18 protein-coding genes, 1 pseudogene and 1 riboswitch are annotated in these 19,781 nt (G+C 70.8%); of the genes and pseudogenes, 5 read left to right on the top strand and 14 right to left on the bottom strand.

The window, feature by feature from the left end; genetic code table 11:
* The 4 genes from C1I97_RS02485 to C1I97_RS02500 form a co-directional block, all read right to left on the bottom strand.
* A partial coding sequence (locus C1I97_RS02485; protein WP_146608139.1) for a glycoside hydrolase family 3 N-terminal domain-containing protein occupies positions 1–515 on the bottom strand: 515 nt, incomplete at its 3' end.
* Positions 516–524: 9 nt separating this feature from the next.
* Positions 525–1,376 carry a carbohydrate ABC transporter permease gene (locus C1I97_RS02490; RefSeq protein ID WP_111001575.1) on the bottom strand — a complete coding sequence of 284 codons (852 nt, stop codon included), beginning with the start codon at positions 1,374–1,376 and terminating at the stop codon, positions 525–527.
* Positions 1,373–2,359, bottom strand: coding sequence for a carbohydrate ABC transporter permease (locus C1I97_RS02495; protein WP_111001576.1), 987 nt, complete (start codon positions 2,357–2,359; stop codon positions 1,373–1,375). The genes C1I97_RS02490 and C1I97_RS02495 overlap by 4 nt, the downstream gene beginning before the upstream one ends.
* Before the next feature lie 127 nt (positions 2,360–2,486).
* Positions 2,487–3,773 (bottom strand): extracellular solute-binding protein, encoded by a 1,287-nt coding sequence (locus C1I97_RS02500; protein WP_111001577.1) that lies wholly within the window; start codon positions 3,771–3,773, stop codon positions 2,487–2,489.
* 461 nt (positions 3,774–4,234) lie between these two features.
* On the opposite strand from C1I97_RS02500, the gene C1I97_RS02505 reads away from it, so the two are divergent.
* The 5 genes and pseudogenes from C1I97_RS02505 to C1I97_RS40960 form a co-directional block, all read left to right on the top strand.
* Complete coding sequence (locus C1I97_RS02505; protein ID WP_111001578.1) at positions 4,235–4,999, top strand: GntR family transcriptional regulator; 765 nt, start codon at positions 4,235–4,237, stop codon at positions 4,997–4,999.
* Positions 5,000–5,213: 214 nt separating this feature from the next.
* Positions 5,214–5,723: a GNAT family N-acetyltransferase gene (locus C1I97_RS02510; RefSeq protein WP_111001603.1), complete on the top strand. Its 510-nt coding sequence runs from the start codon at positions 5,214–5,216 to the stop codon at positions 5,721–5,723.
* A gap of 108 nt (positions 5,724–5,831) precedes the next feature.
* Positions 5,832–5,968: riboswitch (cobalamin riboswitch) on the top strand.
* Between the two features lie 121 nt (positions 5,969–6,089).
* The gene (locus C1I97_RS02515) at positions 6,090–8,453 is read left to right on the top strand and encodes a ribonucleoside-diphosphate reductase subunit alpha (protein WP_111001579.1); all 2,364 of its coding nucleotides are present in this window, start codon (positions 6,090–6,092) and stop codon (positions 8,451–8,453) included.
* Positions 8,453–9,472, top strand: a complete 1,020-nt coding sequence (locus tag C1I97_RS02520; RefSeq protein WP_111001580.1) for a ribonucleotide-diphosphate reductase subunit beta — start codon at positions 8,453–8,455, stop codon at positions 9,470–9,472. The genes C1I97_RS02515 and C1I97_RS02520 overlap by 1 nt, the downstream gene beginning before the upstream one ends.
* Before the next feature lie 42 nt (positions 9,473–9,514).
* Positions 9,515–9,628, top strand: a pseudogene (locus C1I97_RS40960) (AraC family transcriptional regulator); the annotation flags it as partial.
* Positions 9,629–9,652: 24 nt separating this feature from the next.
* Here the strand turns inward: C1I97_RS40960 and C1I97_RS02530 are convergent.
* The 10 genes from C1I97_RS02530 to C1I97_RS02580 all read right to left on the bottom strand — a co-directional run bounded on the left by C1I97_RS02530 (position 9,653) and on the right by C1I97_RS02580 (position 19,739).
* On the bottom strand, positions 9,653–11,026 hold the full coding sequence (locus C1I97_RS02530) for a bifunctional albaflavenone monooxygenase/terpene synthase (RefSeq protein ID WP_111001581.1): 1,374 nt from the start codon (positions 11,024–11,026) through the stop codon (positions 9,653–9,655).
* Positions 11,023–12,114, bottom strand: a complete 1,092-nt coding sequence (gene cyc1, locus C1I97_RS02535) for an epi-isozizaene synthase (RefSeq protein ID WP_111001604.1) — start codon at positions 12,112–12,114, stop codon at positions 11,023–11,025. The genes C1I97_RS02530 and cyc1 overlap by 4 nt, the downstream gene beginning before the upstream one ends.
* Positions 12,115–12,495: 381 nt before the next feature.
* Positions 12,496–13,146, bottom strand: coding sequence for a peptide deformylase (gene def, locus C1I97_RS02540; protein ID WP_111001582.1), 651 nt, complete (start codon positions 13,144–13,146; stop codon positions 12,496–12,498).
* A 59-nt stretch (positions 13,147–13,205) separates the two neighbouring features.
* A complete protein-coding gene (locus C1I97_RS02545; protein ID WP_111001583.1) occupies positions 13,206–14,186 on the bottom strand; it encodes a tetratricopeptide repeat protein in 981 nt (326 codons plus the stop codon).
* A 106-nt stretch (positions 14,187–14,292) separates the two neighbouring features.
* Positions 14,293–15,525, bottom strand: a complete 1,233-nt coding sequence (locus C1I97_RS02550; protein ID WP_111001584.1) for an HD-GYP domain-containing protein — start codon at positions 15,523–15,525, stop codon at positions 14,293–14,295.
* Positions 15,522–16,829 carry an HD-GYP domain-containing protein gene (locus tag C1I97_RS02555; protein WP_111001585.1) on the bottom strand — a complete coding sequence of 436 codons (1,308 nt, stop codon included), beginning with the start codon at positions 16,827–16,829 and terminating at the stop codon, positions 15,522–15,524. Before C1I97_RS02555 ends, C1I97_RS02550 begins: the two co-directional genes overlap by 4 nt.
* Before the next feature lie 135 nt (positions 16,830–16,964).
* The gene (gene rsrA / locus C1I97_RS02560) at positions 16,965–17,276 is read right to left on the bottom strand and encodes a mycothiol system anti-sigma-R factor (protein WP_111001586.1); all 312 of its coding nucleotides are present in this window, start codon (positions 17,274–17,276) and stop codon (positions 16,965–16,967) included.
* Positions 17,273–17,968 (bottom strand): sigma-70 family RNA polymerase sigma factor, encoded by a 696-nt coding sequence (locus C1I97_RS02565; RefSeq protein WP_220040775.1) that lies wholly within the window; start codon positions 17,966–17,968, stop codon positions 17,273–17,275. The genes rsrA and C1I97_RS02565 overlap by 4 nt, the downstream gene beginning before the upstream one ends.
* 255 nt (positions 17,969–18,223) lie before the next feature.
* Positions 18,224–18,850 carry an alpha/beta hydrolase family protein gene (locus C1I97_RS02570; RefSeq protein WP_111001605.1) on the bottom strand — a complete coding sequence of 209 codons (627 nt, stop codon included), beginning with the start codon at positions 18,848–18,850 and terminating at the stop codon, positions 18,224–18,226.
* Between the two features lie 73 nt (positions 18,851–18,923).
* Positions 18,924–19,739 carry an SOS response-associated peptidase gene (locus C1I97_RS02580; RefSeq protein WP_111001588.1) on the bottom strand — a complete coding sequence of 272 codons (816 nt, stop codon included), beginning with the start codon at positions 19,737–19,739 and terminating at the stop codon, positions 18,924–18,926.
* Positions 19,740–19,781 lie beyond the last annotated feature (42 nt).

Raw genomic sequence — 19,781 nt, forward strand, 5'->3', positions numbered from 1 at the left:
GCGGCGACGCCCGCGGACTGCAGGCCGGCCACGTAGGCGGCGGTGTGCCGGGCGACCAGCCCGGGATCGGCGCCGAAGGAGCGGACCCCGATGACCGGGTTGCGAGGATTGGAGTTGACGTCGGCGGACGGCGCCCAGTTGAGGTTGACGCCGCACTCCGCGAGCCGCCGGCCGAGCTCCAGGGCCGCGCTCCGGGTCAGCTCCACGTCGTCCACCGCGCCGAGCGCGTGGTTGCCGGGGAAGCTGGAGCCGGTGCGCACCTCCAGGCGGGTGACGTCGCCGCCCTCCTCGTCGATGGCGACCAGGACGTCGTCCCGTTCCTCGCGCAACCGCGCGGTCAGTGCGGCCAGTTGCCCGGGTGAGGCGATGTTGCGGCCGAACAGGCCGACCGAGGCCAGGCCCTCGCCGAGGCGGCGCAGCAGCCAGTCGGGGGGCGTGGTCCCGGTGAAGCCGGGCTGGAGGACGGTCAGCGCGTCGCGGGTGAGCGTGTCGGTTCCGCTGGCGATTGTCGTCATCGGGTGGCGTTATCCCTTCACGGCGCCCGCGGTCAGACCCGCGGCCATCTTGCGCTGGACGAGCAGGAACAGGACGACGATCGGTACGGCCATCATCGTGGCGCCGGCCATCATCGGGGCGTATTCGGTGCCGTGCTTGGTGGTGAAGTTGGCGAGCCAGACGGTCGCGGTCTGACGCTCCTGGCTGAGCAGCATCAGGGCGTACAGGTACTCGTTCCAGGCCTGGATGAAACCGTAGACCGAGGTGGCGACCAGGCCGGGGGCCAGCAGTGGGAAGACGACCCGGACGAACGCCCCGGTGCGGGAGCAGCCGTCGACCATGGCGGCCTCCTCCAGCTCCCGGGGGATGTTGACGATGAAACCGCGCAGCATCCACACGGTGAAGGGGAGGATGAAGGTTAGGTAGGTGATGATCAGACCGGTGAGCTTGTCGTACTGCTTCAGGTCGTTCAGCAGCAGGAAGACCGGGATGATCATGGCCACCAGCGGCACCATCTGGACCGCCAGGATGCCCACGATCACGACCTTGCGGCCGCGGAAGGCGAAGCGGGAGATGGCGAGCGCGGCCAACATGCCGACGACCATGCCGATCGCCACCACCGACAGCGACACGACCAGGCTGCGGCCGACCGAACCCCAGAAGTCGGCGATGTCCAGCGCCCGGCGGAAGTTCGACAGGGTGAGCCCCGTGGGCAGCAGGCTCGGATCGGGGTCGATGGCGTCCTTGGCCGGCTTGAACGCCGTGTTGAGCATCCAGTAAAGGGGGAAGCCGGCGGTGACGAGGACGAGCAGGCCGAGCATGTCCCAGCCGAGCCTCGCCCTCCGGCGGCGGGGAGCTGCGAGGGTACTCGTCCCGCTCATTCGACTTCTCCTATCTTCAGCATCTGGCGCATGTAGACGGCGACCACGCCGAGCAGCAGCCCCACCGTGACCAGGGCGATCGCCGAGCCCTGCGCGTAGTCGTTGACCACGAAGGCGCGGTCGTAGGAGTAGGTGTTGAGGACCTGGAACTCCGCCTCGGGGTGGCCGCCCCGCATCACGAACACCTGCGGGAAGACGCCCATGTCCCAGATCACCGACAGGGTGGTGAGCATCACGATGATCGGCTTGAGGATCGGCAGGGTGACATGGCGGAAGACGCCCCAGGCGCCCGCGCCGTCCAGCCGCGCGGCCTCCTCCAGCTCCTTGGGCACCTGGGTCAGGCCCGCGCCGAGCGTGATGGCCACGAAGGGCACGGCGCCCCACACCACAAGGAGCATGATCACGGCCAGGCCCTCGGGCCCGCTCGCAAACCAGTTGTGGCCGACCATCTCGACCCCGGGCAGCCGGCTGAGCAGCGCGTTGAAGACGCCGTAGTCGGAGTCGAAGAGCCACTTGAAGACGGTGGTGGCCACGATGACGGGCATGCCCCAGCTGGCCACCAGCACGATGTTGATCAGGACCTTGAGCCAGGCCGAGACCCGCTGCAGCAGCAGTGCGATCGCCATGCCGGCGACCATGGTGAAGGCCACGCAGCCGACGGCGAAGACGATCGTGCGCAGAACGACCGCCCAGAACTCGCCGTCGTCCAGCACACCGGTGAAGTTGGCGAACCCGACCCACTCGGCCGACTGGAAGCCCCACAGCTGCGACTGACCGAACTTCTGGAAGGACAGGGTGACCAGGCGCGCCAGCGGATACGCCATGACCAGGGTCAGCACCAGCAGGCAGGGCGCGAGCAGCAGCCAGGGGGTCGCGGCCCCGCCGGAGGTGCGCTGTCCGCGCGGCCGGTCGGGGACGGCTGGTGGCGGTGCCTGCCGCGGTGGCGGCACCTTGGCAGGGGTGGTCGTGTCTGCGGCACTCATCGCGCGCTCCTCAGCGGTCCCTCAGGTCGTACGAAGGCGAAGCCCCGCACGACCGTGCGCGGACGGGCCGGCGCACGGTCGTACGAGAAGCAGGGCCCCGCGGCGGTGGCAGGGCCCTGCGCTCCGGTCACTTGGTGTTGATCACCTTGTCGATCGCGGCGTCCGCCTCCTTGGCTGCCGCCTCGACCGACTTCTTGCCGGTGCCGATGTTCTGCAACATGGTCTGCAGCACCTGGGCCTTCTCGACCTGGCCCCAGCCGGGGGCCATCGGGACGAACCAGTTGGACTCGGCCGCGGTGGCCGGGACGGCCGTCGCGGGGTCGTTCTTCAGTGTCGCGAGGTCGGTCTTGTTGTTGGGCAGGTTGCCCTTGCCCATCAGCCCCTTCTGGCCCGAGGGGCCGGTGAAGGCGTCGATCCACTCGGCGGCGAGCGCCTGTGCCTTGGACTTCACCGGGATGGCGAGGTCGGAGCCGCCCAGGAAGACCGGCATGTTCTTGCCGGACGGTCCGGGCATCACGAAGTTCTCGTTGTTGTCCTTGAGCTTGCCGGTCTTGTCGTTCTCCGGGGCGGCCGAGGCCGCGCCCTCCCAGGCAGCGCCGAAGATCATGCCGGACTTGCCCTGGCCGTAGACGATGTGACGGTCCGACTCATCCTTGGTCCTGTCGCCGTGCATGTACTTGCCGACGACGTTCCTGAACTCGTTGAGCCCCTTGAGGGACTCGGGCGAGGAGAGATCGGCCTTCCACTGGCCGCCCTCCTCCTTGGCAATGGAGCCGCCGGCGTCGTAGACGAAGGACATGGCCGCGTACCAGTCGCGCGTGGGCTGGTACCAGGCGCTGAACTTGTCCCCCTGCTTCTTCTGGACCTTGTCCAGGCCGGCCGTGAGTTCCTGGTAGGTCTTCGGCGCGGACTTCACGCCGGCCGCGGCGAACACGTCCTTGCGCCAGTTGGCGACCCGGCCGCCCGCGTAGTACGGGACGCCGTAGGTCTTGCCGTCGTAGGTCACCGAGGCCTTCAGACCGTCCAGCCAGGCCTCGGAGCCGCTGAACTTCGCCGGGTCGACGGGGGCGAAGGCGCCCTTGACCATGTAGCCGAGCATCTCGGTGTTGCCCATCTCGACCACGTCGGGGGCCTTGTCGGTGGCGAGAACGGCGTCCAGCTTGGTGTTCTTGTCCGGCCAGCCGTAGTACTCGTGCTTGATCTTCAGGCCCGGGTGCTTCTTCGTCACCGCGTCGTCGGCGGCCTTGACCAGTTCCGGCCAGTTGTTCTGCGCGTCCACGGTGAGCCAGACGGTCAGCTCCTTGGCGTCGGCGCCGCCCTTGCCGGAGCCTCCGTCCTTGTTGTCACTCCCGCACGCCGCGATGGAGACCATCATGCCCGCGATACCGATCGCGGCAACCAGCTTGCGCTTCACGCCACCCTCCTCAGGGATGCCACAAACCCCCCTGCCTCCCCGCGGCTGAGCGACATACGAGCGTCGGCGCATCACCGCCCGTGGGGCCGGGACTGGACCAATGGTGTAGACCAGTAGCTGGAGCTTGGCCCAGACCAATAGGGCTGTCAAGAGCGTGCAAGCAGGCTCAAGAAGGCCGTTACGGGACCGCGATATGCAGGGACCTTTCATTGCTCACCCGGCCAAACGGACGCGCCCGCCCCCTGCTGGACCACCGGCGGCCGCTCCCCGTCCGCGGCGTGTCCGCCGACGTGGACCACCGGGCCCGCACCGAGAGATGGACTAGACCAAGCGCGGTCACGACGGTATACAGAGGAGATCACGGAGCGTGCGGGTGACCACCGCGCACCAAGCCGTGCCACGATGTGAGCCGTGGCCGATGGATGTCGGTCGCTTCGGCACAGGAGCCGGAAAGGCAGAGCATGAGCACCGACGTCAGCAGTGCGGAGAACGAGGGTGGGACGAGTGTCCGTACCGCGCGCGTGCCCAAGTACTACCGCCTGAAGAAGCACCTGCTCGACATGACCGAGACCCAGGCGCCGGGTACGCCGGTGCCGCCCGAGCGGACGCTGGCGGCCGAGTTCGACACCTCCCGCACGACCGTACGGCAGGCCCTGCAGGAACTCGTCGTCGAGGGCCGGCTGGAGCGCATCCAGGGCAAGGGTACCTTCGTCGCCAAGCCGAAGGTCTCCCAGGCGCTGCACCTCACCTCCTACACCGAGGACATGCGCGCCCAGGGTCTGGAGCCGACCTCGCAGCTCCTCGACATCGGCTACATCACCGCCGACGACCGGCTCGCGGACCTGCTCGACATCACCGCCGGCGGACGCGTGTTGCGCATCGAGCGGCTGCGCATGGCCAACGGCGAGCCCATGGCCATCGAGACCACGCACCTGTCGGCCAAGCGCTTCCCGGCGCTGCGCCGCAGCCTGGTGAAGTACACCTCCCTCTACACCGCCCTCGCCGAGGTCTACGACGTCCGTCTCGCCGAGGCCGAGGAGACCATCGAGACCTCGCTGGCCACTCCGCGCGAGGCGGGCCTGCTCGGCACCGACGTGGGCCTGCCGATGCTGCTGCTCTCCCGGCACTCGGTGGACCGGGAGGGCCGGCCGGTGGAGTGGGTACGGTCGGTGTACCGCGGGGACCGCTACAAGTTCGTGGCCCGCCTCAAGCGTCCGCAGGAGTAAGGGCCTCGTGACGGGGCGAACACCTTGTGGCCCACGTGCTCGGCGGTGATCCGCGAGGGGACGGAGTCGCCGCACGTCGAACGCCCCGGACATCCCGGAGCAGCGTGATACCCGCGCAGATGACCCTTTCCGCGCCCTGGGGCGTGATGCGGCAACGGGCCGCCGGAGGAAAACCGGCGGCCCGTTGTCGTACCCGTGCGGCACACTCACCCCCGTGGACATCGCGATCCGGCCGGTCGAGCCCGGCGAATACGACACCCTCGGGGAGATCACCGCCCAGGCCTATCTCCAGGACGGGCTCCTCGACTTCGGGGAGAGCGACGCGTACCTCGGCGAGCTGCGCGACGTGGCCAAGCGGGCGGCCGCCGCCGAGGTGCTGGTGGCCGTGGCGGACGGGAAGGTGCTCGGCGGCGTGACCTTCGTGCCCACCCAGGGCCTCATGGCCGACATCTCCGGTCCGGGCGAGGCCGAGATACGGATGCTCGCGGTCGCGCACGCGGCACGCGGCCGGGGCGCCGGCGAGGCACTCGTACGCGCCTGCCTGGACCGGGCACGGGCCACGGACGGCTGTGTGCGCGTGGTGCTGTCGACCCAGAGCTCCATGCACGCGGCCCACCGGATCTACGAACGCCTGGGCTTCGTCCGCGCGCCCGAGCGGGACTGGAACCCGCTGCCGCACCTCGACGACATCTCCCTGCTCGCCTACGAACTGACCCTGAGCTGACGCCCAGCTGACGCCGAGTCGCCCGGCCGAGCCGTCCGGCCGAGCCGTCTGTCTGACGCCGACTCGGCACAACATCTGGGGGTGTCTCCCCCGCCCGGCACAACATGTATGCTCATGCTCGCTGTCGTCGCAGGGGAATCCGGTGCGAATCCGGAACTGTCCCGCAACGGTGTACTCGTACACGTATGCCCGCATGGCCGTGTACGTGCGTCAGTCCGAGGACCTGCCGACAGTGCGCCCGGCCGTCCGGTCCGGGTGCCCTGACGTCCGGGCCTCGCGGAATGGGCCGGTGGACGCGACGCCGCGTGCGCTCGTGTGCTGCCCCTGCCCTCGGTGAGGCCCCGTGCCGAGCGAGGGAGACCCCACGTGACCATCGCGCCAGCCGACCCCGCCTCAGCAGCGGCCCCGGAGCCCGACAGTCCCGGCGCCGCACTGCTGCGGATCCTGACCGAGCTGACCGCCGACCTTCCCGACGCCGATCCCGGCCGGGTCGCCGCCGCCGCGCTGCGCGGCCGGTCGGCGCGGGCCGACGAGGCCGAACTGCACGAGCTGGCCACGGAGGCGGCCGCCGGGCTCATCTCCGAGGACCCCGCCTACTCGCGGCTGGCCGCCCGGCTGCTGACCCTCGGCATCCGCGCCGAGGCCGCCTCCCAGGGCGTCACGTCGTTCACCGGGTCCATCGCCGTCGGCCACCGCGAGGGCCTGATCGCCGACCGGACCGCCGCGTTCGCGGGCGTGCACGGCGAGCGCCTGGACGCACTGGTCGACCCGGCCGCCGACGACCGCTTCGGCTACTTCGGCCTGCGCACCCTGCACAGCCGCTACCTGCTGCGGCACCCGATCACCCGCAAGGTGATCGAGACGCCCCAGCACTTCATGCTGCGGGTGGCGAGCGGCCTCGCCGAGGACGACAGCGTGCGCTCCCTCGACGAAGTCGCGGCGCTGTACGGGCTGATGAGCCGCCTCGACTACCTGCCCTCCTCCCCCACGCTGTTCAACTCCGGCACCCGGCACCCCCAGATGTCGTCCTGCTACCTTCTGGACTCCCCCAAGGACGAGCTGGACTCGATCTACGAGCGCTACCACCAGGTCGCCCGCCTGTCCAAGCACGCCGGCGGCATCGGCATCGCCTACTCCCGCATCCGCTCGCGCGGTTCGCTGATCCGCGGCACCAACGGGCACTCCAACGGCATCGTGCCGTTCCTGAAGACCCTGGACGCCTCGGTGGCCGCCGTGAACCAGGGCGGCCGGCGCAAGGGCGCGGCGGCGGTCTACCTGGAGACCTGGCACTCGGACATCGAGGAGTTTTTGGAACTGCGGGACAACACCGGTGAGGACGCCCGCCGGACGCACAACCTGAACCTCGCGCACTGGGTCCCGGACGAGTTCATGCGCCGGGTGAACGCCGACGAGCGGTGGTCGCTGTTCTCCCCCTCGGACGTGCCGGAGCTGACCGACCTGTGGGGCGAGGAGTTCGACGCCGCCTACCGCGCGGCGGAGGCGAAGGGCCTGGCGAGGAAGACCATGCCGGCCCGCGACCTGTACGGCCGCATGATGCGCACCCTCGCACAGACCGGCAACGGCTGGATGACCTTCAAGGACGCCGCCAACCGGACGGCGAACCAGACGGCGACCGCGGGCCATGTCGTGCACTCCTCCAACCTGTGCACGGAGATCCTGGAGGTCACCGACGACGGCGAGACGGCGGTCTGCAACCTGGGCTCGGTGAACCTCGGCGCGTTCGTCGGCGACGGGGACATCGACTGGGAGCGGCTGGACGAGGCGGTCCGCACCGCCGTCACCTTCCTGGACCGCGTGGTCGACATCAACTTCTACCCGACCGGGCAGGCGGCCCGGTCCAACGCCCGGTGGCGCCCGGTGGGCCTGGGTGCCATGGGCCTGCAGGACGTGTTCTTCAAGCTGCGGCTGCCCTTCGACTCCCCGGAGGCGAAGGCCCTGTCCACCCGTGTCGCCGAGCGGATCATGCTCGCCGCGTACGAGGCCTCCGCCGACCTCGCCGAACGCAGTGGCCCGCTCCCTGCCTGGGAGAAGACCCGTACGGCCCGGGGTGTGCTGCACCCCGACCACTACGGCGTCGAGTTCACCTGGCCCGAGCGCTGGGCGGCCCTGCGCGAGCGCGTCGCGGCGGTCGGCATGCGCAACGCGCTGCTGCTCGCCATCGCCCCGACCGCCACCATCGCCTCGATCGCGGGCGCGTACGAGTGCATCGAGCCGCAGGTCTCCAACCTGTTCAAGCGCGAGACGCTGTCCGGGGAGTTCCTGCAGGTCAACTCCTATCTGGTGGCGGACCTGAAGGAGCTCGGCGTCTGGGACGCCCGGACCCGGGAGGCGCTGCGCGAGGCCAACGGCTCGGTACAGGACTTCACCTGGATCCCCGAGGACGTGCGGAAGCTGTACCGCACGGCGTGGGAGATCCCGCAGCGCGGCCTGATCGACATGGCGGCGGCCCGCACCGCGTTCCTGGACCAGTCGCAGTCCCTGAACCTGTTCCTGGAGACGCCGACCATCGGCAAGCTCTCCTCGATGTACGCGTACGCGTGGAAGCAGGGTCTGAAGACGACGTACTACCTGCGCTCCCGCCCGGCCACCCGGATCGCCCGCGCGGCCCGGGCGCAGAACCGCGCCACCGCCCCCGTACCGCAGGCGACCGAACCGGACGCCGTCGCCTGCTCCCTGGAAAACCCCGAGTCCTGCGAGGCCTGCCAGTGATGACCAGCACCACCCGCCCCCGGAACCTCCTCGACCCCGGCTTCGAGCTGACCCTGCGCCCCATGCGCTACCCGGACTTCTACGAGCGCTACCGGGACGCCATCAAGAACACCTGGACCGTGGAGGAGGTCGACCTCCACTCGGACGTGGCCGACCTCGCGAAGCTGACGCCGGGCGAGCAGCACCTCATCGGCCGGCTGGTCGCGTTCTTCGCCACCGGCGACTCGATCGTCGCCAACAACCTGGTGCTGACCCTCTACAAGCACATCAACTCCCCCGAGGCGCGGCTGTACCTGAGCCGGCAGCTGTTCGAGGAGGCGGTGCACGTCCAGTTCTACCTGACGCTGCTGGACACCTACCTCCCCGACCCCGACGACCGCGCCGCAGCCTTCGCCGCGGTGGAGAACATCCCCTCCATCCGGGAGAAGGCCGAGTTCTGCTTCACGTGGATGGACTCGGTGGAGAAGCTGGACCGGCTGGAGACGAAGGCGGACCGCCGGCGCTTCCTGCTCAACCTGATCTGCTTCGCCGCGTGCATCGAGGGCCTGTTCTTCTACGGCGCCTTCGCCTACGTGTACTGGTTCCGCAGCCGGGGCCTGCTGCACGGGCTGGCCACCGGCACCAACTGGGTGTTCCGGGACGAGACGATGCACATGTCGTTCGCCTTCGACGTGGTGGACACCGTCCGCAAGGAGGAGCCGGACCTCTTCGACGACGAGCTGCGGCGGCAGGTCACCGACATGCTGGGGGAGGCCGTCGAGGCCGAGCTGCAGTTCGCGCGCGACCTGTGCGGTGACGGCCTCCCGGGGATGAACACCGACTCCATGCGGCAGTACCTGGAGTGCGTCGCCGACCAGCGCCTGACGCGCCTCGGCTTCGCTCCGGTGTACGGCTCGGAGAACCCCTTCTCCTTCATGGAGCTCCAGGGCGTTCAGGAGCTGACCAACTTCTTCGAGCGGCGCCCGTCGGCGTACCAGGTGGCGGTGGAGGGCACCGTCGACCTGGACGAGGACTTCTGAGCCTCGCGGGCTTCGTGGGGCTCCCGGTCCTCCTGGGCCTGCGCGGACCGGACGGGGTTCGGGACGGCGGCGGCGCTGCGGCACCAGTTCGTCCGCGCGCTGGGCACCACCCCGAACTCCTACCGGCGCGCGTTCAGGGGCCCGCGGGCCGCCTGAACGCGCGGTGCGTTCCCGCTCGCCTCACCTCGGCACCGGCCGCACCAGCAGCCTGCGCGGGCGCAGGGTGATGCCGATCCGGGGCGAGTCGTCCGACCCGGCGACCTGCTCCAGGCGGAACCTCGTCGCCACCGCCGCCGTGAAGAGGCTCAGCAGCGCCATGGAGAAGTGGTCGGCGGGGCACTTGCGGTTGCCCACGCCGAACGGGCTCATGGCGTGTTTCGGTACGTCCTCGGCCCGCTGCGGAAGCCAGCGGTCGGGATCGAACTCCAGGTGGTCCGGGTACGATCGCGGATCGCGCTGGACGGCGTACGGACTGTAGATGATGTCCGCCCCGGCGGGAATATGCCGGCCACCGAGTTCGGTGTCGGTGACCGCCCGCCGCGTCAATATCCATACGGAGGGCCGCAAACGCATCGTTTCCACAATGACATTGTTGGTGTGCGTGAGCCTGCGGATGTCGCCGAATGCGACCGGCCTGCCACCGGTCACGGATTCGGTCTCGGCGCGGATCCGGTCCGCGTGTTCCGGGTGATTCGCGAGTGTCTGCAGCAGCCACATGATCGTGGTGGCCACCGTTTCACCGCCGGCGGTGAGTATCGCGACCACCTGATCGTGGATCTCCTGCTCCCCGATGGGCTCGCCATTGTCGTCCTCGGCCGTCAGCAATGCCGTCAGCAAATCGTCCGGATTTTGCCCGGACGCCCGGCGTTCGGCGATGATCTCGTCGACGAGGCGATGCAGATCGGCCAGCGCGCGGTCGAATGCGCGGTTGGCCGGCAGCGGCAGCCGGTACAGCGGCCCGAGCGGCAGGACCATCCGCCGGTACATGCCGCGGAAGACGGTGGAGAGCGCGCCGCCCAGGCGCTCGGCGCGCTCGTCCATGTACGGGCCGCGCAGCAGGCAGCGGGCCGAGACGCGCACGGCGATCCGGAATGCCTCCGAGGTGCAGTCGACCGGCCGGCCGGAGCTCCAGCGCTCGGTCAGCGCGTGCGCCTCCTCCTCCATGACCGGACCGTAGGCGGGGATGGCGTCGCGCCGGAAGGCGGGCTGAATGGTGCGGCGCTGGCGGCGGTGCAGGGGGCCGTTGGCGGTGGCCACGCCCTCCTTGCCGAGCAGGCTCTCCAGGGTCTCCCACAGCGGGCCGGAGATGATGTAGTCGGGGTTCAGGGCCACCGCTCCGGTGAGGGCGGGGGTGGTGACGGCGTACACCGTCTTGGGGCCGAGCCGGAGGCGGACGACGTCGCCGTGGTCGCGCAGCCGGCACATGAAGGCCAGGGGATCGCGGGCCAGTTTCAGACTGTGGCCGAGAAGCGGCACCGCCCCTCCGGCCACCGGCGGCTCGTGCGGTTCCTCCGTTTTCTGCCGGGCCTCGGGATTCACCGACTCGACGGTCATTTCTCACCTGCCGCTTCGTTGTCGACATACGGGGGCGTGGACCGGTCGTCCCAGCTGTCGACCATGTAACGGCCGGACTCGTGGTGGAACCAGTAGACGGCACTGAACCAGTTCCGCATATTGCCGAGGCAGTCCCTTACGGCGGTGCTCAGTTCCTTTCCCCGCACCGTGCCGTCCGCGAGGCCGTCGGCGAAACGTAATCCCTCCTGTTCGGCGACGAGGAATTCGGAAACGCACTCCTCGATGCGCCGGCGCATTTCCCTCACCGCCTCCTCCAGGGTCAGTCCGCCATGTTTGACGAGACTGATCCCCAGATTGTGCACCTCGTCGCCCGCCAGTTCCTTGGGCAGCGAGCACAGGTCGTTGTACCAGGCGGCGAATTCCTGGCTGAGCAGTGCCGGGCGCCGGTAGGCGGGGTTCTTCCGGACGGCGTCCGGGAGTTCGCGGCCGGCGCTCGGCTCCAGCAGGTCGGTCCAGATCCAGTGCGCGAAGGTGAGCCGGCGCAGCGCGAGGTACTCCTCGACCGTGGGCACCACGCCCTCGGTGCGGTTGTGGAACTCCCGGTCGTACGCCTCGATCACCGCGTGGAAGTGCCGGGCGAAGCGGGCGTTCCACGTCGGCGACAGGAACGAGTAGAACCGCAGCACGCTGTCCGCCAACCCCGCGACCAGGGCGTCCCGGTGGTGCAGATGCTCCCGGGGGGAGTCCAGAGCCGTGTGCAGCGCACTGCGCAGCCTCCGCCAGGCGGCGGGCCGGCCGTGGACGACGCAGCGGTCATGACGGTCGTCCCAGACGAAGAACCACGCGCTGTAGTCCGCTATCGCCTGGAGCACCTCGTCCGGGGCGCCGATGTAGTACCCCGCCATGAGGTCGGTGTAGCACAGGCCGTCCGCGTGTTCCTCGACCTTGTCGGCCGGCATGAGCCGCTTATCCAGCAGCCAGCCGCGGGTCTTCTCCTGGAGTTGGGGCCAATAGGCGTGCAACTGCCTGGGAAACACGGCCTCGATCACCGGGAGAGCGAGCTGCGGCGGGACTGCGATCGCCGTCGGTGTGGATGTCGTTGTGGTGCTGTGCGGGAAAGCTGGCACGAACAAACCCCTCTCAGCCGCCAGTGACGTGCGCCCCTTCTGTTGTGCCGGGCGCACGCCGTCGCGTATCCCCGTACTCCCATTCAGCACCACAACTGACCGCTCTGGGAACGGATTTGACTCACTCACCATCCCGGGATGCCGAGAATCTCCCCTTGTGTAACTGAATATGAATCAGTGGAAGCGCACAAAGGATCGAATATGCGCGGCATTCACAACGCCTGTGCGAGGCCGGCGCGAGGACACTACGAGGCCGGTACAGGGCCAGTACGAGGCCAGGACGAGAACAGTGCGACGGCACACGAACGGCGCCCGGTCGGTTTCCTGCCGACCGGGCGCCGTACGGGCGGGTCACTCCCGCCCCGACTGCCGTGATGCGTGTCAGTCGTTGGCGACGACGGGGTAGCGCGGCTCGTTCTCGGCCATCTGCCGCAGCGCGTCCTTGCGCTCACGCTTGGAGAGCCGGTCGATGTAGAGGTAGCCGTAGAGGTGATCGGTCTCGTGCTGCAGACACCGCGCGAAGTAACCGGTGCCGCGCACCTTGATCGGGTTGCCCCGCTCGTCCTGTCCGGTCACCTCGGCGTAGTCGGGGCGGGCGAGCGGCGCGTAGGCGGTGGGCACGGACAGGCAGCCCTCGTTGCTGTCGTCCAGGCGGCGGCGGTCGGCGGGCAGCTCGACCAGCTCGGGGTTGCAGACGACGCCGACGTGCCGGGCACCGTCGTCGTCCGGGCAGTCGTAGACGAAGACCTTCAGGTCCACACCGATCTGGTTGGCGGCCAGGCCCACGCCCTCGGCGGTGCGCTGGCTGGCGAACATGTCCGCGACCAGCTGCTGGAGCTCCTCGCCGAAGTCGGTGACGTCCTTGCACTCCTTGTGCAGCACCGGGTTGCCGACGACCGTGATGGGCCGGGAGGTGCCGCGCTCGCGCCAGGCCGTCTCGCGCTCCTCGCAGTCCTCCGTGTCGACGACGTACCCCTCGTCGTCGACGGGGAGTACGCCCGCGTGCTGCTGATCGGTGTCCTGCTGCGCCATGACCGCCCTGTGCCTGCCTTCCTGGAACGACTGATGCTGTTAAAGAGTACGGCGAGTGCTCAGCAGACCTCTTCCAGGTCCCGCCAGTCCCGGGAGTCCGGGCTGTCGGCGACCCAGCCGTCCAGCAGTCCCCTCACCAGCGAGGCGGGCGCGGCCACCCCGCACTCCCGCTCCGGCACCCACAGCTGTCCGTCGGTGCGGTGGCCGAGGGGCCCGGGGTGTCCCGGCTCGCTGTGGTCGTGCGGGTCGAGGTGCTCGCCGTCGCCCTCGTCGGACGGCATCCGCGACTCCGAGCACATCCGGCACAGCAGCCGTACGGACGACGACCAGTCCTCGGCGGCGAAGCCGGCGTCGGCGGCCAGTTGCTCCAGGGCGTCCCGGTCGGCCTCGGTGGCGGCCTCCAGCAGGACCACCCAGGTGGGCACGGGCGAGGGCGCCCACAGCTCGATCTCGTCGAAGACGGGGTAGGTGTCACCGGCCGCGATGGTCCGCTCGCCGTGGGGCACGCCGTCGTGCAGCACGACCTCGCCCCAGCGCCGCCCCGAGGAGGGCAGCGGGATGGACAGCACCTCGATCCGGGCCGGGTCCAGGCGGCGGCCCCAGACCACCTCGGCCTCGCCCTCCGGCGACAGCCGCACGGCCGCGCTGCCCAGCTCCATGCCCACCGGCTCCCCGGCGGCGGCCGCGCCTCCGGGCACCTTCAGGCCGTACGCCTGCCAGGCCCGCCGGGCCAGCGGCCAGTCCTGCAGGGCGGTGGCGGCGATGCCGACGTTCCACCAGTCGGGTGCCCCGGTCTCCTTCTCCAGCAGGGCCACGGCCCTCAGCCCCGCCGTCCTGGCCTGCTCCCAGTCGTGCCGGAACTTGTGCAGCAGGGCGAGGTTGAACCAGGACTCGGACAGCCAGGGCTCCAGGTCGGCGGCGCGCGTCAGCAGCGCGCCCGCGTCCTCGTACCGGCCGTCGCCGATCAGGGTGAACGCGCGGTCGGTGGCCTGCCGCCAGGAGGCGGAGGGCCGGTGCCGTACCTTGCCGAAGATCCTCACGATTCCCGCCTGCCAGTTCCGTTCGGTGGGCTGGCTTCTGCCCCCCGGACACCCTCTCCTTCGCATCCAACCACGTACGGCTGGAAAGGCGCTCATTACCCATGGGTTACCCCACGGCGGGCGACGCCAGACCGTCGCGTGAGAGTACACGGGCCAGCGACTCCACCACATCGGAGGCGTAATCGGCCGCCAGCCGCAGCTCCTCCAGGGCCTGGAGCGACCCGCCGGGTCCGGCGTCGCGCGCCTTCTCCTCGTAGGCGTTGACGGCCCGCACGATCCGCGCGGGCAGCGGCTGCTCCCGGCAGGGGTCGGCCTGGCGTTCCACCACGACCGCGACCCGCGCGTCGACCCCGGTCTGCCGTACGACGGCCCCGCCGAGCAGCGCGATGCGCCGCTGCTGCTCGGCGGGCAGGCCGGCGGTGGCGCCCGCGGGGACCGGGTCGACCAGGCTGAGCTGCCCGATGTCGTGCATGAGGGCCGCGTGCTCCAGCACGGTCAGCTCCGGCTCCGTCAGGCCCAGGTCCCGGCCCACGGCCCGGCTGAGCGCGGCCACGCGCCGGGCGTGCCCGGGCGGGGTGTACCCGGCGACCTCGGTGGCGCGGGCCAGGGAGGCGATGGTCTGCCGGTAGGTGCTCCGCACGGCCGCGTACCGTCTCAGGGAGAGCTGGGTGAGCAGCAGCGGCACCGAGAACACGGGCAGCGCCCACAGCCCGGCCACCGCGACCGCGAGGGCCATGACCGCGCCGGTCGCGCACACCGCCGAGCCGATCCCGAGCAGCCCGCGCAGCTCCTCGCGCAGCAGCGGGCCGAACGGCCACCGGGTACGGCAGTGCGCCGACGCGGCGGCCAGCACGGCGCCGCACAGCGCGGTGAGCACCAGCAGCGCGAGCAGCAGCAGGGCGTACGCCGGGCCGGTCCAGCCCCGGAACGCCCCTTCGCCGTACAGCGGCTGGAAGCAGACGGCCGCGAAGGCGACGGTGAGGATCCGCCGCGCGAGGTGGTCGAGGGCCTGGCCCTCCCCGCGCGCGAGATGCGGCACGCTGCCGAGCAGACACGCCCCGAGCACCACGGCGACGACCTGGAAGGCCCCGTGGTGACTGGCCCGCCCGGCGTCCTCGCCCAGCAGGGCGTACGACAGCCCTCCCGCGGCACCCAGCGGCGCGGCCTCCCGGACACCGGCCCCGCTCCACCGCGCGAGCTCGCCGACGAGCACGAGCACCCCGAAGGCGAGGGCGGCCCCGCGCTCCTCCACGCCGGTCCACAGGGTGACGCCGAGGGACAGCAGGGCGACGAGGAGAGCCGAGCCACGGATGAGGACCAGCAGCAGGGAGCGGCTCATCGGCGCGCTTCCTCGCGGTCGGCCGCGGGCGGCACCGGTGGGGAGACGGGCGCCCCGTCCTCGGCCGTGACCGCCGGGTGCCAGCCGTGCCGGTCCAGGGCCCGTACCAGTGCCGTGACCATCCGCGGGTCGAACTGCGCGCCGGCGCAGCGTTCCAGTTCCTCCAGGGCGGCGCCGACCGGACGGGCCCGCCGGTAGGAGCGGGTGGAGGTCATCGCGTCGAAGGCGTCCGCGACGGCCACCACCCGTGCGGACTCGGGGATCTGGCTGCCCGTCAGCCCGTACGGGTAGCCGCTGCCGTCCAGGCGTTCGTGGTGGTGCAGGATCGCCGAGCGGGCCTCGCCGAGGAAGGAGATCCCGCGCACCATCTCGTGCCCGTACTCGGGGTGCAGCTCGATCACCCGCCGCTCCTCGGGGGTCAGCGGCCCGTCCTTGCGCAGCAGCCGGGTGGGAACGCCCAGCTTTCCCACGTCGTGCAGGATGCCGGCGAACCGCAGCACCTCGACGCGCTCGTCGTCCATGCCGAGCTCGCGCGCGATCATCATGGAGGCCTGACCGACCCGCTCGCTGTGCCCGCGCGTGTACCCGTCCTTGATGTCGACGGCCTGCACCAGCGCGCGGATGGTGGCCCGGTGGGCGGCCCGTTCCCGGTGGTACTGGGCGTACACCCACCACGACACGCACATCGGCAGCAGCACCAGCAGTGCGGCGACCGGGCCGTAGGGGCTGCGCCACAGCACGGCCATCATCAGTCCCGCGAGCCCGTGCACCCCGATCGGCGCCAGTGACCGGGTGAACAGCCCCGGCCACGCCCGCCGGACCGGCACTCTCTCGGCAAGTGCGTGGATCCCGCCGTCCAGCGCCGTCAGCACCAGGCAGAAGGCGAGCACGGCGGCCCCGGCGGGGGCGAGGGCGTAGGGGAAGTCGGAGGCGGCGACGGCGTCCCGGCCGCCCAGTGCCCCGTGCACCCGGGCAGCCGCCCAGACCGCGAGGGCGAGCTGGGCCGCCCGCCAGATCCGGCGCAGCCCCTCGGGCCGCTGCCCTGCGCGGGCGAGCAGGACGCCCGGCAGCGGGACCAGCGCGGCGGCGGCCGGCGGCAGCAGGAAGGCCGCTGCCAGCAGGACCGGGTAGAAGGGGCCGGCGAGATTGCGCCGGACGAGGTGCCTGCAGCCGGCGTACACCGCGGCGAGCAGGGCGACCGCCCACCAGGGGGTGCGGGTCACCGGCAGCGGCAGCAGGCAGGTCAGGGCACCGAGGACCACGCAGGCGACGTACGCACGGGCCCGTGGTGGAACCGCCTCCATGCCGCTCCTCCCCGGTCACGCCTGTCCACGGTGGGAGCGTAGGGCGGACAACGGGGAGTACACGGGGCAAAGCCCCATGGATTAGCACGTTCGGGTGAACAGTGCCCGAGTGGGCGCATCCGCGCGGACGGCGGGTCAGGACTCCTGCGGAGTCACCGGCGCCGCGGTCACGTCGCTCTCGGGGACGGTCTGGCCGGAGCGGATCAGCTCGATCCGCCCCATGACCTTGGCGCGCAGGTCGGCGGGTACGTCGTCATGCCCGCAGCACCGCTTGACCAGCTTCTTCACGGCCTGCTCCAGGCCGTACTTCTCGAGACACGGCGAGCACTCCTCGAAGTGGTGCTCGAACTTGGTGCGATCGACTTCCGGCATCTCACTGTCGAGGAACTCGTAGAGGTGGTCGAGCACCTCACCGCAGTCCGTCTCGTGCGGCTCTCCGCAGCTCATGAGCCCGAGCCTTTCGCTTCGTTCGACTCTCCGGTACCGGCCGGGACCAGTCCGCGCTCGCGGGCGTAGTCCTCGAGCATTCCGCGCAGCTGACGGCGGCCCCGGTGCAGCCGGGACATCACCGTACCGATGGGTGTCCCCATGATGTCCGCGATCTCCTTGTAGGCAAAGCCCTCCACGTCCGCGAGGTAGACGGCTATGCGGAACTCCTCGGGGATCGCCTGCAGCGCTTCCTTTACGTCCGAGTCGGGCAGGTGGTCGAGCGCCTGCGACTCGGCGGAGCGCAGCCCCGTCGACATGTGCGACTCGGCCCGCGCGAGCTGCCAGTCCTCGATGTCCTCGGCCGCGCTGCGCTGGGGTTCGCGCTGCTTCTTGCGGTAGGAGTTGATGAACGTGTTGGTGAGGATCCGGTACAGCCACGCCTTGAGGTTGGTGCCCTCGCGGAACTGGTGGAACGAGGCGTACGCCTTGGCGTAGGTCTCCTGCACCAGGTCCTCGGCGTCGGCCGGGTTGCGCGTCATGCGCAGCGCGGCCGAATACATCTGGTCGAGGAATTCGAGCGCGTCCCGCTCGAAGCGCGCACTGCGCTCGGCGCTCGACTCCGCGGACGCTTCCACACGCGCGCCCCGGCCCTCGGGCTGCTCCGCCTGGCCGTTGTCGGCCCCTGCGTCGGTACCGGGAACCGGACCCACCTCCTCAAACGATGTCGGAGGACCGGAAGCGGTCCCACCCGAATCGGAGGATAGACGACGATCCGGCCCGCCCGCCGCTCGAATCGGAGCGGTCCTGGCCGCGTGCAGCACCGTCCAGTCCAGGGCAGTACGGCTGCTGCGGCTCGGGCATACGGTCGAACCCATGCGGCGGACTTCCTCTCCTGTGACGTAGGTGCCGGTGACCGGCACCCCTGTCCGCCTCAACAGCGCCCGGGGGCCGGACATTCCCGGGCGTCACCCGAGTGACGCGGCCCACTGGGCGACGCCCTCGGTGATGATCCCCAGCGCCTGCTCCTGCGTGATGTCCGCCCGCTTCGGCACGGCGAAACCGTGATCGGCGTACGGCACCTCGATCAGGTCGTAGTCCCCCTCGGGGAACTCCACCGGCCTGCCGAACGGGTCGTTGCCGCCCTGGACCACGAGGGTGGGCACCCCGGGTGCGAGCAGTTCCTCCGCGCGGGACTTCTCCGGCCTGCCCGGCGGGTGCAGCGGGAAGCCGAGCGCCAGCACGGCGTGCGCGCCCAGCTCGGCCGCGGTGCGGCAGGCGACGCGCGCGCCCGCGCTGCGGCCGCCGGAGACCACCGGCGGTCCGGGCGCGGTGAGCGCCGGCCAGAGCCCGCGCCAGCCGGTGTCCAGGGTCTTCGGCGCGGGGGCGACCTTCTTGCCGGCCACCCGCCAGGGCTGCTCGACGAGCGCGACGGTCACACCGTGCCCGGGGAGGGTCCGCGCCAGCGCCTGCAGGTCGCGGGCCTCGATGCCGCCGCCGGCGCCGTGGCTCACGGCGAGGACGAGCCGCGCGCTGTCCGCCCGGTGCCAGGTGATGCGGGCCGGGCCCGCATCGGTCTCGACGGTCTCGGCCATCTCGGCCGTCTCGGCCATCTCGGCGGTCTCGGCGGTCTCGGCGGTCTCGGCGGTCTCGGCGGTCTCGCTCATGTCAGAAGAGTGTGCCCTCCTCGGGCGCCGGAAGCTCACTCAGCAGCTCCGGGCCGTTGTTGCGGACGTTGCTCACGGCCGTCGGGACGGGGTAGGCGCGCATCAGGCCGGGCGGCGGGGGCGCCAGCAGGGCGCGCAGGTCGTCCACGTCCGTGCGGGCCGGGTCCAGCCAGGCGTCCCACCGGTCGGGGGTCAGCATCAGCGGCATCCGGGGGTGGATGTCGTGCAGCGAGCGCGGGCCCTCGGCCGGGGCGGCGGCCAGCGGGGTCTGCTCGGCCTCCGTGGTGATCACCGAGCAGGTCGCCCACCAGGCCCGCGGGTGGTCGTCGGGCAGCGTACGGTCCCGCCAGAACTCGTAGAGTCCCGCCATGGCGAACACCGAGCCGTCCGCCGGGGTGACGAAGTACGGCTGCTTGCGGGGCCGCTTGCGCTTGCCCTGGACCTCCAGCTCGCGCTCCTGGGTGCCGGTGACCCACTCGTAGTAGCCGTCGGCGGGCACGATGCAGCGCCGGGCGGCGAAGGCACGGCGGTACGACGGCTTCTCGTGCACGGTCTCCGCGCGCGCGTTGATCATCCGGGCGGCGCCCTCGGGGGACTTCGCCCAGGAGGGGACGAGCCCCCACTTCAGCTTCCGCAGCTGCCGAACCGGACGCTTGTCGTCGGCGTCCTTCAGGGGGCGGTCGAGGACGACGGGGACCTCCTTGGTCGGGGCCACGTTGTAGTCGGGCACCAGGGTCTCCGCCGGTTCCCTCACCTCGGCCTCGAAGATCCCTGCGAGCTCCTCGGGCCCCCGGCTCACTGCATACCGTCCGCACATACGTGCAACACTGCCAGGCCCACCCGTCACCCGACCACCGCC

Source organism: Streptomyces sp. NTH33, from assembly GCF_003236365.1.
In the GTDB taxonomy this organism is placed as follows: Bacteria; Actinomycetota; Actinomycetes; order Streptomycetales; family Streptomycetaceae; genus Streptomyces.

Excerpts from the sequence above, each read along its gene's own strand:
- C1I97_RS02530 (WP_111001581.1), bottom strand. The coding sequence starts at position 11,026 with ATGACCGTCGAGTCGGTGAATCCCGAGGCCCGGCAGAAAACGGAGGAA.
- C1I97_RS02495 (WP_111001576.1), bottom strand. The coding sequence starts at position 2,359 with ATGAGTGCCGCAGACACGACCACCCCTGCCAAGGTGCCGCCACCGCGG.
- C1I97_RS02555 (WP_111001585.1), bottom strand. The coding sequence starts at position 16,829 with ATGGAGGCGGTTCCACCACGGGCCCGTGCGTACGTCGCCTGCGTGGTC.
- C1I97_RS02520 (WP_111001580.1), top strand. The coding sequence starts at position 8,453 with ATGACCAGCACCACCCGCCCCCGGAACCTCCTCGACCCCGGCTTCGAG.
- C1I97_RS02550 (WP_111001584.1), bottom strand. The coding sequence starts at position 15,525 with ATGAGCCGCTCCCTGCTGCTGGTCCTCATCCGTGGCTCGGCTCTCCTC.
- C1I97_RS02570 (WP_111001605.1), bottom strand. The coding sequence starts at position 18,850 with ATGGCCGAGACCGTCGAGACCGATGCGGGCCCGGCCCGCATCACCTGG.
- rsrA (WP_111001586.1), bottom strand. The coding sequence starts at position 17,276 with ATGAGCTGCGGAGAGCCGCACGAGACGGACTGCGGTGAGGTGCTCGAC.
- C1I97_RS02505 (WP_111001578.1), top strand. The coding sequence starts at position 4,235 with ATGAGCACCGACGTCAGCAGTGCGGAGAACGAGGGTGGGACGAGTGTC.
- C1I97_RS02580 (WP_111001588.1), bottom strand. The coding sequence starts at position 19,739 with ATGTGCGGACGGTATGCAGTGAGCCGGGGGCCCGAGGAGCTCGCAGGG.
- C1I97_RS02490 (WP_111001575.1), bottom strand. The coding sequence starts at position 1,376 with ATGAGCGGGACGAGTACCCTCGCAGCTCCCCGCCGCCGGAGGGCGAGG.
- def (WP_111001582.1), bottom strand. The coding sequence starts at position 13,146 with ATGGCGCAGCAGGACACCGATCAGCAGCACGCGGGCGTACTCCCCGTC.